Origin of the sequence: Streptomyces sp. NPDC005485 (assembly GCF_040606085.1) — a bacterium.
Lineage (GTDB): Bacteria > Actinomycetota > Actinomycetes > Streptomycetales > Streptomycetaceae > Streptomyces.
Genome location: NZ_JBEXDZ010000194.1, coordinates 1 through 16,267 on the forward strand (window position 1 = coordinate 1; position 16,267 = coordinate 16,267).

Sequence of the window (16,267 nt, forward strand, 5' to 3'; positions counted from 1 at the left end):
GGCGGATCATGCCGGTCAGGCCCACGGGCCCAAGGGGTTCAGCGCTTGAGCGTGAAGGTGAAGTCGCCGGAGAGCTTGTCGCTCAGCCGGACTGCTGACACGAGCCTGCCCTCGATGATCAGTCTCTCGACCTCGGCCCGCGAAAGACGGCACCCTTCAGCGAGCAGTCGCACCGGCCGGACAGGGATCCGTGCCGCAAAGCGGACCGATACGTCGATCACCTCGCGGTCCAGATGATCCGATCCGCCGGTGTCGAGGCGCCAGGCGTTGTCCCAGTCGAGCGCGATGCGATTACGGCGCCGCACCACCGGATCCTGGAGCAGTTCAGCTGCCAGGCCGGGATCGTTGTCATGCAGCCGGTCCAGCAGCTCAGGCCGTACGGAGCGCACATTCGTCCGCTCCAGGAACGTGAGCTTCGCGGTTTCCCCGCAAGCGGTGCAGAGCACGAGGAGCCAGGCGTCGATGAGCTTGTGGTGTGCGTTGACCCGAAATTTTCCTTTTGCCCGGAAACGTTCGGACGCGCACGCGTGGCAACGGCGACGAACAAGAGGCAGGCAGGTGGGCGCGACCACCCAGTTGTTGAGCACAGAGGTACACCGGTTTCAGTGAGAATTACGCAGCACGGAGGAGCGCGGCGCACAGGGCGCGCCGCGCGATGATTCAGCGCTCGAGAGGTCTCACACGGTGTACAACGGGACGCCCTTGCCTAGACGACTTGGTCCGGCAGCACGGTAGTGGCGCACGGGGGCGCTGTTCCAACGGTTTTCCAGGCGGCGTGGGCTCGTGGAGACCGACTGCACCCGTGTTTTGAACATGTTCAACTTCCTGGGATAGGCTCCCATCAACTACTGAGGGGGAGCCTGATGAAGATCGTGATACCTGGGGGGACCGGACAGGTGGGGGCGATCCTGAGGCGCGCCTTGACCGCGGCGGGCCATGACGTAGTCGTCCTGACCAGACGCCCGAACGGGGAGAGCGAGGTCCCGTGGGATGGCGAGACGCTGGGTCCCTGGGTCGAGGTCATCGACGGCAGCGACATTGTCATCAACCTGGCCGGCCGCAGTGTGAGCTGCCGCTACACCCCGGCCAATCTCCAGGCCATGATGGACTCCCGGGTGAACTCGACCCGGGTCGTGGGAGAGGCGATCGCCGCTGCCGTACGGCCTCCCCGGCTCTGGCTGCAGATGAGCACGGCGACCGTGTACGCCCACCGTTTCGACGCACCCAACGACGAGGCGACCGGTGTGCTCGGCGGCGCGGAGCGTGGCGTTCCCGGCTACTGGGCCTACAGCGTCGAGATCGCGAAGGCCTGGGAGCGAGAGCAGGAGCGAGCCGTAACTCCCCACACCCGCAAGGTCGCCCTGCGCTCCGCCATGGTGATGAGTCCCGACCGCGGAGGCGTGTTCGATGTCCTGCTGCGGCTGGCCCGGCTCGGCCTCGGCGGACCGGTCGCGGGCGGCGCGCAGTACGTGTCCTGGATTCACGAAACCGACTTCGTCCGCGCGGTCGAGTTCCTGAGCGACCGCGACGACCTTGCCGGACCGGTGAACCTGGCGGCGCCCGCTCCCGTGCCCCAGCGCACCTTCATGCGTGCGCTGCGCACTGCTTGGGGCATGCCCGTCGGTCTGCCCGCGACGAAATGGATGGCCGAACTGGGCGCCTTCGCGATGCGCTCGGACACCGAACTCCTGCTGAAGAGCCGCCGCGTCATCCCCGGCCGCCTGCTGGAAGCGGGCTTCGTCTTCGACCATGCGCAGTGGCCGGAAGCCGCACGTGACCTCGTGGAGCAGGTGCGCGGGGGCGCGTTCCGCCCGAAGTGACCCTCCGCGCGCCCCCAGTTCACCTCCGTACCACGTCATGAGAGCCGATCAAGGGGTACTCGACGGCGCCGTCGGCGGGGAGGGTGAGGCTGATGGAAGTGCGTTGTGTCGGAGGAGTTGAAACAAACCGTCCGGGCTGTTTATCTGACTGGGTGGGCTGGACGCTGCCGCCGGGAGGTCGAGTCGGGCACGGTCGCAAAGGGTGCGCGCCGCGCACCGGCAGACCGTCTGGCCGAGGCTTCTCTTGTCTCGCGGTGCATCGGTCGGGTGGTGGAGGGAAGAGGAATGAGCGAGAAAGATACCGCGCATGCGGTTTAATACATTAGGATGGGTGCCGCCCGGGACGCTCGGGGCCGGCTGCCTTCGCTGCGGTCCGGGTCGGCAGGGTGAGCTCACAGGAGGGGCGTGATGGTCAAGCAGGCTCGGGCGGCGAGGACGCGCCAGGCTCTCATCAATGCGGCGGCCGAGGTCTTCGCGGACGACGGATATGCGCTCGCTTCACTGCCCGCGATCAGTAAGCGCGCCGGTGTGAGCACAGGCGCGCTGCACTTCCACTTTCCCAGCAAGGATCTGCTGGCCCGCGAGGTCGAGGCGGCAGCCGTTGAGTCGGTCGAACGGCTGGCGCAGCAGGGGCGGGTGCGGGATCGCGCCGGCCTGCAGCTCCTCGTCGACGTGAGCTGTGAGTTGATGCTCGCGGTGAGCGCGGACATCGTGCTGCGGGCCGGATTCGAGCTGGGCGGCGATCCGTCGCGCAAGAACGAGGAGGGGCCGGGCCGGTGGTGGAGCGACTGGGTATACCGGTTGCTGTGTGAGGCCGACGGTGCCGGCGAGCTGGCGGAAGGTGTGTCGCCGGAGGGGGCCGCGGCCGCTGTTGTCGCCGCGACGGTCGGGTTCGGCGTGCTCAACGGCTGGCGCCGCGTTCGCTTCTCCCCGCAGTTGGTCGAGCAGTTCTGGGTCCTCATGCTGCCGGGGCTCGCGGCCTCACCGGCCGGTGTCCTGGTCGTGTCGGGCGCGAGCGTCGGTGCTGCCGTGAGAGGCGACAACTGACGATATGGCGTGATGATTCCGTTCCTCGTGCTCGTAACGACGACGGCGCTCGGTCGAGTGGGACTGGGGTGGCGGTTGGGCGGGAATGGAGTGGCTTGTTGGTCGTTGACATACCGTCTGCGCTGTTTTTTAGTAGCGATGTCGGGGCGGCGCGCGGTCGCTGTCGCTGTGATTCGAGTGCTTGTCGCTGGCGATGCTGAGCGCGGTTGGGGTGGTGGTCGTAGTGGGCGGTGCGGACGTGAACGTGGATTGCGTGATGCTGGGGTCGCTGGGGGTGTGGGTGGGCGGCATGTCGGTGGTCCCGTCGGCACCGAAACCGCGCCAGGTGCTGGGTTTGCTGGCGGTGCACAGGGACCGGGTCGTGTCCGTGGGGACGCTGGCGGAGGAACTGTGGGGGGAGGTTCTGCCCCGGAGTTCACGGGCGACCGTCCAGACGTATGTCCTGCAGGTGCGGGAGTTGATCGGGACGGCGCTGGAGCGAGGCACGCGGGAGGCGAACGGGGGCGGCGACTGCCATGCGAAGGACGTGCTGTTGACCGTGCCCGGGGGCTATGTGCTGAGAAGCGGTGGCGGCGGGTGTGACGTAGGCGAGTTCGAGCGCATGGCAGGCTCGGGATATCGGGCGATGGACGCGGGGGACTGCGCGGGGGCTGCCGCACTGCTGCGCCGGGCCCTGGGCCTGTGGAGCGGTCCGGCGTTGGCCGGGGTGCGCGCGGGGACGCATCTGCAGGGGGAGGTACGGCGCCTGGAGGAGGCTCGGTTGTGCGCGTTGGAACGACGGATCGAAGCCGACCTGCAGCTGGGGCGGCATCGCGAACTGCTGGCCGAGCTGACGGTGTTGGTGAGCCGATATCCCCTGCACGAGGGCCTGTGCGGACAGTTCATGGTCGCTCTGTACCGAGCGGGCCGCCGCGGTGAGGCACTTGAGGCGTATCACCGGTTGCGCGCGGTGCTCGTCAGGGAACTGGGTCTGGAACCGTCGGCCACGCTGGTGAAGCTGCAGCATTCCATTCTGGTGGCCCGCCCCGAGCGCGCCGTTGCCGGATCCGCGGCGCGCGGCGGCGGCACAGGAGACCAGGGAGCCGAGCGGTTTGCTCCGGTCGGCTGAGTAACCGCACGCATCGGCCCCGCAGTTCGACTTCCCCTCGGAGGTCGCCGCTCAGCAGCCGACAACTGCCCCGGGCACCGCACCGGTTGCACCGCTGGATTCTCGTCAAGCGAGTCGGCGGTCCCGGGTGGCCTCTCAGATGGCCCCGCGAATGGCCCGTTCGAAGTCCTCGACGTGACTGCGGGCCAGCTGCGCCGCCTTCTCCGGCTCACCGTCGACGATCGCCTCGATCAGCGGACCGTGCTCTTCCACGTGGCCGGCCATGTCGGACAGCCGGTCGATGAACAGGCACCAGATGCGGGTGGCCAGGTTGTCGTGGCGGACGAGGGTGTCCTCCAGGTACGGGTTGTGCGCGGCGGCGTAGACGGCACGGTGGACGCGAAGGTCCAGGTGCATGAGATCGGTGGTGCCGCTGCGCAGGGGGTCCACGCTCTCCAGCTCCCGCCGTACGGCCATCAGTACCGACCGGTCAGCGGCTGTGGCCCGCCGTGCGGCCTGGGCGGCGGCCAGGGGCTCCAGTTCCAGTCGAACCTCGGAGATGTGGGCCAGGTCGGTGATGTTGACGTCGGTGGCGAAGGTGCCGCGCCGGGGGTAGGTCGTGATCAGGCGCTCGTACTGGAGGCGCTTGAGGGCCTCGCGCACCGGTGTCCGTCCGACGCCGAGGGACTGGGCCAGGTGCTCCTCGTTGATCGGCGCACCCGGGCGGATCTCGAGCATGACGAGCTGGTCGCGGACGGCGCGGTAGGCGCGCTCGGCGAGGGACAGCTCCTCGCCCCCGGGATCGGTCGTCGCGTACTGCATGGAAGGCCCCCTTGACCTGTCTGGCAAGCTCACATACCTTACCGCAGAGGTTGATATATCAGTTGCTCATTAGATGGCTCTCAGGATGGTGCACAGATGGCAACGACCCCGTCGCTCACCTCGATCGCCTCCTCTCTCTCGCTCCCGCTCAGCGAAATCGACCCTGACATCGCCAACGCGGTCGACGCCGAGCTGCACCGTCAGCAGTCGACCCTCGAGATGATCGCCTCGGAGAACTTCGCCCCGGCGGCCGTCATGGAGGCCCAGGGCTCGGTCCTGACCAACAAGTACGCCGAGGGCTACCCGGGCCGCCGCTACTACGGCGGCTGCGAACACGTCGACGTCATCGAGCAGTTGGCCATCGCCCGGGTGAAGGAACTGTTCGGCGCAGAGGCGGCGAACGTACAGCCGCACTCCGGCGCCCAGGCCAACGCGGCCGCGATGTTCGCGCTGCTGAACCCCGGCGACACGATCCTCGGCCTCGACCTGGCGCACGGCGGCCACCTGACCCACGGCATGCGCCTCAACTTCTCCGGCAAGCTGTACGACGTCGTGCCTTACCACGTGCGCGAGTCCGACCTGCGCGTCGACATGGACGAGGTCGAGCAGCTGGCCCTCGCCCACCGGCCCAAGATGATCGTCGCGGGCTGGTCGGCCTACCCCCGCCGGCTGGACTTCGCCGCGTTCCGCCGGATCGCTGACGCGGTGGGCGCGTATCTGATGGTGGACATGGCGCACTTCGCCGGGCTGGTGGCCGCGGGACTCCATCCGAGCCCGGTGCCGTACGCCGACGTGGTGACGACCACCACGCACAAGACCCTCGGCGGCCCGCGCGGCGGTGTGATCCTCAGCCGCGCCGGCCTGGCCAAGAAGATCAACTCGGCGGTCTTCCCGGGCCAGCAGGGCGGACCCCTGGAGCACGTCATCGCGGCCAAGGCGGTCGCCTTCAAGCTGGCGGCGGGCGAGGAGTTCAAGGAGCGCCAGCAACGCACGCTGCGGGGCGCGAAGATCCTCGCCGGACGGCTGCTGGCCGACGATGTGGCCGAGGCCGGGATCACGGTGCTGACCGGTGGCACCGAAGTCCACCTGGTCCTCGTCGACCTGCGGAACTCCGCGCTCGACGGACAACAGGCCGAGGACCGACTGCACCGCATCGGCATCACCGTCAACCGCAACGCCGTCCCGTTCGACCCACGCCCGCCGATGGTCTCCTCGGGCCTGCGGATCGGAACCCCGGCCCTGGCAACCCGCGGCTTCGGCGAGACGGAGTTCCGCGAGGTCGCCGACATCATCGCGGAGTCCCTGAAGGGCGAACGCCCTGAGGACGAACTGCGTGCCCGGGTCGAGAAACTCGCCACCGCCTTCCCTCTCTACCTCCACCTCGACGGAGGCCCGGCATGAGTGCCGAACCGCTGCCGGAACACCCGGACTTCCTGTGGCGCAACCCCGACCCAAAGCGGTCGTACGACGTCGTCATCGTCGGCGCGGGCGGCCATGGCCTTGCCACCGCCTATTACCTCGCCAAGAACCACGGCATCACCAACGTCGCTGTCCTGGAGAAGGGCTGGCTCGCCGGCGGCAACATGGCGCGCAACACCACGATCATCCGCTCCAACTACCTGTGGGACGAGAGCGCGGCGATCTACGAGCACGCGCTCAAGCTGTGGGAACAGCTCCCCGAAGAGCTGGACTACGACTTCCTGTTCAGCCAGCGCGGCGTCCTCAACCTCGCGCACACCCTGCAGGACGTCCGCGAAGGCATGCGCCGCGTGGGCGCCAACCGCCTCAACGGAGTCGACGCCGAGTGGCTGGAGCCGGACGAGGTCGCCAAGGTGTGCCCCATCCTCAACGTCTCCTCCCGCACCCGGTATCCGGTCCTGGGCGCCACCTTCCAGCCGCGGGCCGGCATCGCCAAGCACGATCACGTCGCCTGGGCGCTGGCGCGCCGTGCCGACGAGCTGGGCGTGGACCTGATCCAGGGCTGCGAGGTCACCGGCTTCCTCAAGGACGGCGACCGGGTCGTGGGCGTCGACACCAACCGCGGCCGCATCCACGCCGGCCGGGTCGGCCTCGCGGCGGCCGGGCACAGCAGCGTGCTGGCCGAGCGGGCAGGCGTACGGCTGCCGGTGCAGTCGCACCCGTTGCAAGCGCTCGTCTCGGAACTGCACGAACCGGTGCACCCCACCGTCGTGATGTCGAACCACGTGCACGTCTACGTGTCCCAGGCGCACAAGGGAGAGCTGGTGATGGGCGCGGGCGTCGACTCCTACAACGGCTACGGGCAGCGCGGCTCCTTCCACGTGATCGAGCAGCAGATGGCAGCCGCCGTCGAACTGTTCCCGGTCTTCGCACGCGCCCATGTGCTGCGGACCTGGGGCGGCATCGTCGACGTCAGCCCGGACGCCTCCCCGATCATCGGCGCCACCCCCGTGGAGAACCTCTACGTCAACTGCGGCTGGGGCACCGGCGGGTTCAAGGCCACCCCGGCCGCCGGCTGGACCTTCGCGCACACCCTCGCCACGGGCGAACCGCATCCGCTGAACGCCCCGTTCGCCCTTGAACGCTTCACCACGGGCGCGCTGATCGACGAACACGGCGCCGCAGCCGTTGCCCACTGAGCCCCGCCGGGCCTGCCGAAAGAAGGACACCGTGCTACTGATCTCCTGCCCCTGGTGCGGTCCCCGTGACGAGACCGAGTACCACTACGGCGGACAAGCCCATGTCCCCTACCCAGCAACCCCCGCGGACCTCTCCGACGAGCAGTGGGCCGAGTACGTCTTCTACCGCGACAACGCCAAGGGCCCCTTCGCCGAGCGATGGGTGCACAGCACCGGCTGCCGCCGCTGGTTCAACGTCCTGCGCGACACCGTCACCAACGAATTGCTCGCCACCTACCGGCCGGGCGAGCCCCGCCCCCAACTCCCCGGCCTCCGTGAGGTCCACCAGCCCGCCGAACCGGCCGGAGGCAACCGATGACCGACCAGCGACTCCGGCTCCGGCAAGGGGGCCGCATCGACCGCGCAACGCTGCTGCGGTTCACCGTCGACGGGCGGGAGCTGACCGGGCATCCCGGTGACACCGTCGCCTCGGCGATGCTGGCGAACGGCATTGTCGAGGTCGCCCCGTCGCTCTACCGCGGCCGCCCGCGCGGCATCGTGGCCGCGGGCGTCGAGGAGCCCAACGCCCTGTTGCAGCTGGACGGTTCGTGCTCCGAGGGCATGCTCGCGGCGACGACGGTGGAGCTGTACGACGGCCTGTCCGCCACGACACTGTCCGGGATGGGCCGACTCGACCCGGCCCCCGACCCCGCCGTCTACGACAAGAAGTACGTCCACACCGACGTCCTGGTCGTCGGCGCCGGACCCGCCGGGCTCGCGGCGGCCGCCGCTGCCGCCGGCTCCGGCGCACGCGTGATCCTCCTCGACGACCAGCCCGAGCCCGGCGGTTCGCTGCTCTCCGGCGCGCAGGCCGACCTCCAGTGGGTCGCCGAGGTCCGTGCGGCACTCGACGCCGCCCCCGAGGTCGTAGTCCTCCCACGCACCACGGCGTTCGGCTCGTACGACGACAACTACGTGCTGGCTCTCCAGCGACGCACGGACCACCTCGGAACCGACGCCCCAGCGCCGTCCGAGGGCATCTCGCGTCAGCGGCTGTGGCACATCAGGGCCCGCCAGGTCGTCCTGGCCACCGGCGCGCACGAGCGTCCGCTGGTCTTCGCAGGAAACGACCGCCCCGGCGTGATGCTCGCCGCGGCCGTGCGCGCGTACCTCAACCGGTATGCCGTGGCCGTGGGTTCGCGGGCTGTGGTGAGCACGACCAACGACAGCGCCTATGACACGGTCGCCGATCTGCACGCCGCCGGGATCGGCATCGCCGCCGTCCTGGACGCGCGCGCCGAGCTGTCCCACCGGGCCGCCGAGGTGGCCGCGGAGACCGGCGTGCAGGTACGGACGGGCAGCACGGTGGTCGACACCGCAGGGGACGGCCGGATCACCGGCGTCACCGTCAAGGACCTCGACGATCACGGCCAACTCACCGGTGAGCCACAGTCGTTCGAGTGCGACCTGCTCGCGGTGTCGGGTGGGTGGAGCCCGGTGGTACACCTCCACAGCCAGCGTCAGGGCCGGCTGCGCTGGGACGAGGACCTGGTCGCCTTCGTCCCCGACGGCACGGTGCGCGACCAGCAGGTCGTGGGCGCAGCCCGGGGGACGTACGACCTCGACGGCTGTGTCGCCGAAGGGGCGCGGGCGGGTGCTCTGGCGGCCACGGAGGCCGGGTTCCCGGTTTCCGTACCGTCGTCCGGTGGGGCCCGACGCTCAGGCCCGATGCGCGCACTGTGGCTGATACCCGCCCCCGACGGCGAACCCGGCACCTGGGACACCCATTTCGTCGACCTCCAGCGTGACGTCACCGTCGCCGACGTGTGGCGGTCCACCGGCGCCGGAATGCGTGGTGTCGAGCACGTCAAGCGCTACACCTCGCTCGGCACGGCGAACGACCAGGGCAAGACGTCCGGCGTCAACGCGATCGGCGTGATCGCCGAGGCTCTGGGCGGGTCGCTGGGAGAGATCGGCACCACGGCGTACCGGGCGCCGTACACGCCGATCGCCTTCGCCGCGCTCGCCGGACGGGAGCGTGGTGACCTGTTCGACCCGGAGCGCACCACTTCCGTCCACAGCTGGCATGTGGCGCACGGCGCGCAGTTCGAGGACGTCGGGCAGTGGAAGCGCCCCCGGTACTTCCCCCGGCCCGGTGAGGACATGGACACCGCCGTGACCCGGGAGTGCCGCGCGGCCCGGGAGGGCGTGGCGTTCATGGACGCCTCCACCCTCGGCAAGATCGAGATCTGGGGCGCGGACGCGGGCGAGTTCCTCAACCGCATCTACACCAACGCCTTCAAGAAGCTCAAGCCCGGCATGGCCCGCTACGGCGTGATGTGCAAGCCCGACGGCATGATCTTCGACGACGGCGTGACGCTGCGCCTCGACGACAACCGCTACTTCATGACCACCACGACCGGCGGCGCCGCCGGGGTCCTGGACTGGCTGGAGGAGTGGCTGCAGACCGAATGGCCCGAACTCGACGTGCACTGCACCTCGGTGACCGAGCAGTGGACGACGATCGCGGTCGTCGGCCCCAAGTCGCGCGAGGTCGTCGCCCGGCTCGCGCCCGACGTCGACCTGTCCGCGGAGGCGTTCCCCTTCATGGCCTTCCGCGAGACCACCCTGGCCTCCGGCGTCCCTGCCCGTATCTGCCGCATCTCCTTCTCCGGCGAACTCGCCTACGAGATCAACGTCTCCGGCTGGTACGGCCTGGCCGTCTGGGAGCAGGTGCACGAGGCCGGACAGGCCTACGGCATCACCCCCTACGGCACCGAGACCATGCACGTCCTGCGCGCCGAGAAGGGCTACATCATCGTCGGCCAGGACACCGACGGCACCGTCACCCCACAGGACGCGGGCATGTCCTGGGTGGTCTCCCGGCAGAAGGACTTCGTCGGCAAGCGGTCATACTCCCGCACCGACACCTCCCGCCCCGACCGCAAGCAACTGGTCGGCCTGCTGCCGAGCGACCGCACGACCCGGCTGCCCGAAGGCACCCAACTGATCGCGCCGGACGTGCCGTTCACCCCCGAGGCAGGCCCGGTCCCGATGCTCGGCCACGTCACCTCCAGCTACCACAGCCCCGCCCTCGGCCGGCCCTTCGCGCTCGCCCTCGTCGCCGACGGGCAGGCGAGGAAGGGCCAGACCCTGCTGGCGCCGGTGGGCGAGGACCTGGTGCCTGTCGAGGTGACCGACTTCGTCCTCTACGACCCCGAAGGGACCAAGCGAGATGGCTGACACAGGCCCCGCGACACTGCGCCGAAGCCCCCTTGCCCATCTGACGGATCGGATGCGCGCCGCCACCGTCACCGGCCCCCGCGGCGTCACGCTGACCGAGTGGCCGTTCCTCACCATGGTGAACCTGCGCGTCGACCCCGCCTCCGAAGCGGCCGACCGCATCGAGAGGATCCTCGGGGTGCCGCTCCCGCGACAGTGCGGCCACACCGCCGCATCCGGGCCCCACACGGTCCTCTGGCTCGGCCCCGACGAATGGCTGGTGCTGTCCCGGAGCGAGGAGACCACTGTGACCGCGGCGTTGCGGCAGGCGCTCGATGGTGCCCCGGGCTCGGTCGTGGAAGTGTCGGCCAACCGCACCACGCTGGAGCTGAGCGGCCCGGCCGCCCGGCAGGTGCTGGAGAAGGGCTGCCCGCTGGACCTGCATCCCCGGTCCTGCGCACCCGGCCGGGCGGTGTCGACCACGGTCGGCCCCGTCGCCGTACTGCTCTGGCAGGTCGACGACGCACCGACGTACCGGCTGTTGCCGCGCTCCTCGTTCGCCGACTACCTGGCCCGCTGGCTCATCGACGCGATGAGCGAGTACGGCGGCCCCGAGGTCCCCTGACGGCGCTGACCGCGTTGCGCCTGCAGCCGGTCGGCATCGGCCCCTTCCTCCAACATGCTCAGACTGCGGCGGTCCGGCGAGTGAGGTGTCCGGCGATGTGGGTCGCCGCGTACTCCGTGCCCGCGACGAACCGCATCATCGGGCCGAACATGGGAGCAGCGAGCGATCCGGTGAAGTACAGGCCGGGAACCGAGGACTCGAACGCGCCGGTCAGGTCCGGCGCTTTCGAGCCCGGCACGCATGCCACGGCCGCTCGCAGCCCGGACATCAGGAAGGGCACGCCGTCCAGGGCGAGCCGGTAGCCGGTGGCCGCGAGCACATGGTCGACGACCAGCGTCTCCGAACCGCCCCGGGGGCCAGCGAGCGCCAGCCGTACGGTGCCTCCCTCGGCTGCCGCGCCGGTGACCTGGCACGCGGTGCGCACGGGTACGACGCCCTCGACCCGGTCACGGAGCCACCATCCGCCCGATGGCCCCAACGCACGCCGGAACAACAGCAGTCGGGCCGACGGGGGCAGCCGCCGTACGCCACCCGGTGCCTTGCACACGGCGGCCAGGATCCAGCCCGTGCCCAGCGGGGACGCGGGCTTGGTGAGCCGCTGGGGCCATGGCCGGGCCAGGTCCGGCGTCATGCCCCACAGCACCCGCCGCCCCCGGACCAGCACCTGCGCTTCGGCGCCGGCCTCGTGCAACAGCGCGGCGCTCTCCAGCGCGGACTGGCCGCCGCCGATCACCGCGACCCTCCGGCCGGCGTACCGCGACAGGTCGGTGTGGTGGCTGGTGTGCGACACCAGGGCGGCAGGCCCGGGCCCTTCGGGGACGAGCCGGCGCAACTCCTCCGGGATGTGTGCCAGGCCGTTGAGGCCGGTGGCCACGACGATGGCGGAGGCCGCGAGTTCCTGCCCGTCGTCCAGCCGGACGCGGAAACCGGCGCCGTCGCGGTCGACGCCAACGACCCGCCCGGGATCGATCTCACCGACGTACCGCTTCTGGAACCATTGCCCGTACCGCACGAACACATCGCACGGGATCGGTGTCAGCTCAGTCAGCTCCGGCTCACCGTGCACACGGCGGAAGTCGGCCAGCCGCCCGCCGGGCTCCGGCGCGGACAGGTCCGTGGCCGCCGGGGTCGACTTGAGGAACATCCCTGTCGCCATGGCGTGCCGCCAACTGCCCAAGACCTCCCCGAAGATGCGCACCGGCACACGCGCGGCACGCAGATGTGCGGCCACTGACAACCCGTACGGCCCGGCACCCACCACGACGACCGGAAGCCCCCTGCGCCCCGTCAACACCCGCTCCTGCGCAGGGCGTTGCCCCGGAAGCGACTGCGTCATGCGTTCCCCCCACCGGTCCGCTCGCCGCCTTCCCCAAGACGACGCGACACTGCGGGATGGCGCGCCGGCAGAACACCGTCGCACTCGTCCCCCCTCCACCGGTCAGTGTGACGTGTCAGCTGGTCCCGGCGGACGATACCGACGTACGTTATCCAAAACGGTGCCAAATCATGGGCTGGTCTTTCCGTATCAGCTGTTGATGGCTTGCAGCGCGTCGTCGTTGAGGCTGGCCGCCAGCCACTGTTCGACGGCCGTGATGTGGACGGTCGCGGCGGAGATGGCCAAGAGGGCGTCATGTGACTGGAGGGCGCGGAGGATGGCCTCGTGGTCCTGATGGGCGTTGTCCAGAGCCTGACGTGTCCGACTGCCGCGGATGATGCGTACGCGCTGGGTGCGGGTCGAGAGGACGCGCAGCAGCATGGACAGCACCGGGTTGCCGACGGCTTCGACGATCCTGAGGTGGAAGGCGATGTCGTGGGCGACGAACTCCTCGACGTCGGCGGCGGATCGGCACTGGTCGAGGAGGTGGCGCAGCTCCTGGAGGTCGTCCGGTTGCAGCAGAGCGGCCGCCATGCCGGTGGCCTGCGGTTCCAGGAGCCTGCGTACCTGGAGCAGTTGCAGGGCGGTCGCGCCCTGGGAGACATCAGCGGCGAAGGAGAGGCTCTCCAGCAGCAGATGGGGCTCCAGGCTGGAGACGTAGGTGCCGTCGCCCTGCCGGGTGATCAGGATCCGCATGGCGGTCAGGGCCCGGACGGCCTCGCGCAGTGAACTCCGCGACAGGCCGAGCTTCTGGGCGAGGATCTCCTCCTTGGGCAGGCGGGAGCCGGGCGCGAGTTCGCCGGCGACGATCATCGTCTTGATCTTGTCGATGGCCTCGTCGGTCAGTGCCACGAGCGTGCCTCTCCGTACCGGGTGTGGGGGTGTCGGCTCCGCCGGGGCCGTGGGCCGGGCGGAGCCGATCTCGGCGCGGTTACTCCTGCTTCTCGCCGGAGGCGAAGCGGGAGATGATCAGGGCGACGATGATGATGGCGCCGTTGAGGAACTGGTTCCACAGCGGCGGTACGCCCGCCAGCGTCATCACGTTGACGACGAGCTGGAGCGTCAGCACACCCGTCAGGGCGCCGAACACCGAGCCCTTGCCGCCGTTGAGGCTCACCCCGCCGATGACGGTCGCGGCGAAGACCTGGAAGATCCAACCGCTGCCCTGGGTCGCGGAGATGGAGCCGTAGTGGCCGCTGTAGAGGATGCCGGCGAACGCGGCGAGCACGCTGCCGACGATGAGGACGATCCACACGATGCGGTCGACGCGGACACCGGCGGTGCGGGCTGCCTCCGAGTTGCCGCCGATCGCGTAGAGAGCGCGGCCGTGCCTCAGCCAGGCCAGCGCGCTGCCGCCGATCGCGAAGAGCACCGCGCACACCCAGATGGCGGCGGGCATGCCCAGCCAGGACGCCTTGCCCAGGTAGGTGAACGACGGCGGCAGATCGACGATGGACTGCCCCTCGGACAGGGCGACCTGCAGGCCGCGCAGCATGGTCAGGCCGCCGAGCGTGACGATGAAGCCGTTCAGGCGCAGCTTGAGGATCAGGAAGCCGTTGACGGCGCCGATGATCGCGCCGACCAGCAGGCACAGCGGGATGGCTGTCCACTCGGGGAGCAGGCCGAGGCCGTTGAACCGGCCTCCGCTGGTGGGCAGGACCAGCCAGACGGCGATGACGGGAGCCACGCCGATGGTGGACTCCAGGGAGAGGTCCATCCGTCCGCAGATCAGGATGAACGTCGTCGCGAGGACCAGCAGGCTCAACTCGGTGGACTGCTGGGCGACGCCGATGAGGTTGTCGGCGGTGAGGAAGGCCGGCGAGACGATGAACCCGATCAGGCCCAGCACGAGGATGGCGGGGACCAGGGACAGTTCGCGGAAGCGGCCGAGGTCGATCCGGCGGCGGGCGGTGTCCGCGGCGGCCGGCTCCGCCGCGTTCGCTGCGGCCTCGGTGAGATCTGTGGTGGCGGACATGACTACCTTCCGTGCTCGTCGGTGCCGGATTCGGGGGATACGGCGGGGGAGGCGGCGATGCCCTCGATGGCCGCTACGACGGCCTCGTCCTTCCAGCCGCGCTCGAATTCGGCGACCACCTGGCCGTGGAACATGACGACGACCCGGTCGCACACCTTGAGGTCGTCGAGTTCGTCGGAGACGATCAGCGCGGCCTTGCCGCCGTCGGCGATCTGCCGGATCCTGCCGAGCAGGAACTCCTTGGACTTGACGTCCACGCCGTTGGTGGGCCGGATGGCCACCAGGACGTGGGGGTCGGTGGCGAGGGCGCGGGCGACGACCACCTTCTGCTGGTTACCGCCGGAGAGGGCGGAGACCGGGGTGGCGGCTCCCGGGGTCTTGATGTCGAGATCCCGGATCATGCGCTGGGCGAAGACCCTGGTCCTGGAGGGCAGCACCGTGCCGAACGGGCCGAGTTGGTCGGTGACGGTCAGTGTCGCGTTCTCCGCCACGCTGCGGTTGTTGACCAGCCCCTGCACGTGACGGTCCTCGGGGACCAGACCGACTCCGGCCTTGAGAGCGGACGGCACGCTTCCGGTGCGCACGCTCCGGCCGCCGACCGAGATCCTGCCGTCCTTGGCACGGTGCAGACCGGCGACGGCCTCGCCCACCCGTACATTGCCGCTGGCCGCGGCACCGGCGAGGCCGACCACCTCGCCCCCGCGGACCGACAGCGAGAGTTCCTCGCAGGCACCGGGCAGCGTCAGCCCGTCGATCGTCAGCAGCTCCGCGGAGCCGGCCTGCGCGGCCGGGGCGCCGCTCTTGCCCACGGTCACGGCCTCGACGGAGGCGGACTCTCCGGTCATGGCCTCGACCAGCGCCTGGTGACCGAGCTCGGCCACGGGCGCGGTGAGTATGTGGGCCGCGTCGCGGTAGACCGTGACCGTGCTGCAGAGGTCGTACACCTCTTGCAGATGGTGGGAGATGAAGAGGAAGGCGACGCCCTGGCGCTGGAGGTCGCGGAGCTTGTCGAAGAGACGGCCGATGCCGCGGGCGTCGAGCTTGGCGGTCGGCTCGTCGAGGATGATGAAGCGGGCGCCGAAGGACAGCGCCCGGGCGATCTCGACGAACTGCCGTTGCTCGACGGTGAGGTCCTTGGCCCGCGCGGCGGGGTCGACGGCCACGCCGTACTCGCTGAGCAACTCCTCGGCACGGAGCCGGAGTTGCTTCCAGCGGATGGGCTGGACCGCGCCGGTGCTCTGCCGGTTCAGGAAGAGGTTCTCGGCGACGGTCAGGTCCCCGATGATCGTGGAGCGCTGGTACACGCAGGCGACGCGGGAGCGCCAGGCGTCGATGTCACCGACGGCCGGTGCCGGCTCGCCCGAGAAGCGCAGCGTTCCGGTGTCGGGCCGCTGGAGGCCGGTGAGGATGGACACGAGTGTCGACTTGCCGGCGCCGTTGCGGCCGACGAGGGCGTGCGACTCGCCCGCTGCGATGCTGATCCGTGCGTCGCGCAGGGCGACGGTGGCGCCGAACCGTTTGCTGATGCCGGTCGCCTCGGCCACCGGGGCCGGATGCCAGGGGCCCGTCGCCGGGGCGGTCGCGGTGTCCGCCATGGTGGATACCGTCCTTCGTGTGCGGATGCTGGGGGCCGGGGAACGTGTGGTGTGGCCCTTCTTCACCGGCGACGACGCGGGCTTCGTCTCGGGCCAGGTGCT

General features: G+C 70.0%; 14 protein-coding genes. 8 read left to right on the forward strand and 6 right to left on the reverse strand.

The window, feature by feature from the left end:
* Positions 1–38: 38 nt before the first annotated feature.
* Complete coding sequence (locus tag ABZS97_RS38825) at positions 39–587, reverse strand: DUF1062 domain-containing protein (RefSeq protein ID WP_356146331.1); 549 nt, start codon at positions 585–587, stop codon at positions 39–41.
* A gap of 276 nt (positions 588–863) precedes the next feature.
* Between ABZS97_RS38825 and ABZS97_RS38830 the strand changes: the two genes are divergently transcribed.
* From ABZS97_RS38830 to ABZS97_RS38840, 3 genes are all read left to right on the forward strand, one after another.
* Positions 864–1,820 carry a TIGR01777 family oxidoreductase gene (locus tag ABZS97_RS38830; RefSeq protein ID WP_356146334.1) on the forward strand — a complete coding sequence of 319 codons (957 nt, stop codon included), beginning with the start codon at positions 864–866 and terminating at the stop codon, positions 1,818–1,820.
* 408 nt (positions 1,821–2,228) lie between these two features.
* Positions 2,229–2,867, forward strand: coding sequence for a ScbR family autoregulator-binding transcription factor (locus tag ABZS97_RS38835; protein ID WP_356146378.1), 639 nt, complete (start codon positions 2,229–2,231; stop codon positions 2,865–2,867).
* A 244-nt stretch (positions 2,868–3,111) separates the two neighbouring features.
* On the forward strand, positions 3,112–3,975 hold the full coding sequence (locus tag ABZS97_RS38840) for an AfsR/SARP family transcriptional regulator (protein ID WP_356146383.1): 864 nt from the start codon (positions 3,112–3,114) through the stop codon (positions 3,973–3,975).
* A gap of 135 nt (positions 3,976–4,110) precedes the next feature.
* Here the strand turns inward: ABZS97_RS38840 and ABZS97_RS38845 are convergent, their stop codons facing one another.
* Positions 4,111–4,776 carry a GntR family transcriptional regulator gene (locus ABZS97_RS38845; RefSeq protein ID WP_356146337.1) on the reverse strand — a complete coding sequence of 222 codons (666 nt, stop codon included), beginning with the start codon at positions 4,774–4,776 and terminating at the stop codon, positions 4,111–4,113.
* Between the two features lie 96 nt (positions 4,777–4,872).
* On the opposite strand from ABZS97_RS38845, the gene glyA reads away from it, so the two are divergent.
* From glyA to ABZS97_RS38870, 5 genes are read left to right on the forward strand one after another with little or no spacing between them, the layout of a single operon-like run.
* Positions 4,873–6,177: a serine hydroxymethyltransferase gene (gene glyA / locus ABZS97_RS38850; RefSeq protein ID WP_356146340.1), complete on the forward strand. Its 1,305-nt coding sequence runs from the start codon at positions 4,873–4,875 to the stop codon at positions 6,175–6,177.
* Positions 6,174–7,394 (forward strand): sarcosine oxidase subunit beta family protein, encoded by a 1,221-nt coding sequence (locus tag ABZS97_RS38855; protein WP_356146343.1) that lies wholly within the window; start codon positions 6,174–6,176, stop codon positions 7,392–7,394. The genes glyA and ABZS97_RS38855 overlap by 4 nt, the downstream gene beginning before the upstream one ends.
* Before the next feature lie 31 nt (positions 7,395–7,425).
* Positions 7,426–7,752, forward strand: coding sequence for a sarcosine oxidase subunit delta (locus tag ABZS97_RS38860; RefSeq protein ID WP_356146346.1), 327 nt, complete (start codon positions 7,426–7,428; stop codon positions 7,750–7,752).
* Entirely contained in the window at positions 7,749–10,616 is a 2,868-nt protein-coding gene (locus ABZS97_RS38865) for a sarcosine oxidase subunit alpha family protein (RefSeq protein WP_356146352.1), read from the forward strand. The genes ABZS97_RS38860 and ABZS97_RS38865 overlap by 4 nt, the downstream gene beginning before the upstream one ends.
* On the forward strand, positions 10,609–11,220 hold the full coding sequence (locus ABZS97_RS38870; RefSeq protein ID WP_356146355.1) for a sarcosine oxidase subunit gamma family protein: 612 nt from the start codon (positions 10,609–10,611) through the stop codon (positions 11,218–11,220). The genes ABZS97_RS38865 and ABZS97_RS38870 overlap by 8 nt, the downstream gene beginning before the upstream one ends.
* 58 nt (positions 11,221–11,278) lie before the next feature.
* Here ABZS97_RS38870 and ABZS97_RS38875 read toward each other — a convergent pair whose 3' ends face one another.
* The 4 genes from ABZS97_RS38875 to ABZS97_RS38890 form a co-directional block, all read right to left on the reverse strand.
* On the reverse strand, positions 11,279–12,514 hold the full coding sequence (locus ABZS97_RS38875; protein ID WP_356146388.1) for an FAD-dependent oxidoreductase: 1,236 nt from the start codon (positions 12,512–12,514) through the stop codon (positions 11,279–11,281).
* A 231-nt stretch (positions 12,515–12,745) separates the two neighbouring features.
* Positions 12,746–13,447, reverse strand: a complete 702-nt coding sequence (locus ABZS97_RS38880; protein WP_356146357.1) for an FCD domain-containing protein — start codon at positions 13,445–13,447, stop codon at positions 12,746–12,748.
* 79 nt (positions 13,448–13,526) lie between these two features.
* Positions 13,527–14,570, reverse strand: coding sequence for an ABC transporter permease (locus ABZS97_RS38885; RefSeq protein ID WP_356146364.1), 1,044 nt, complete (start codon positions 14,568–14,570; stop codon positions 13,527–13,529).
* A 2-nt stretch (positions 14,571–14,572) separates the two neighbouring features.
* Positions 14,573–16,165 (reverse strand): sugar ABC transporter ATP-binding protein, encoded by a 1,593-nt coding sequence (locus ABZS97_RS38890; protein WP_356146371.1) that lies wholly within the window; start codon positions 16,163–16,165, stop codon positions 14,573–14,575.
* Between the last annotated feature and the right edge of the window lie 102 nt (positions 16,166–16,267).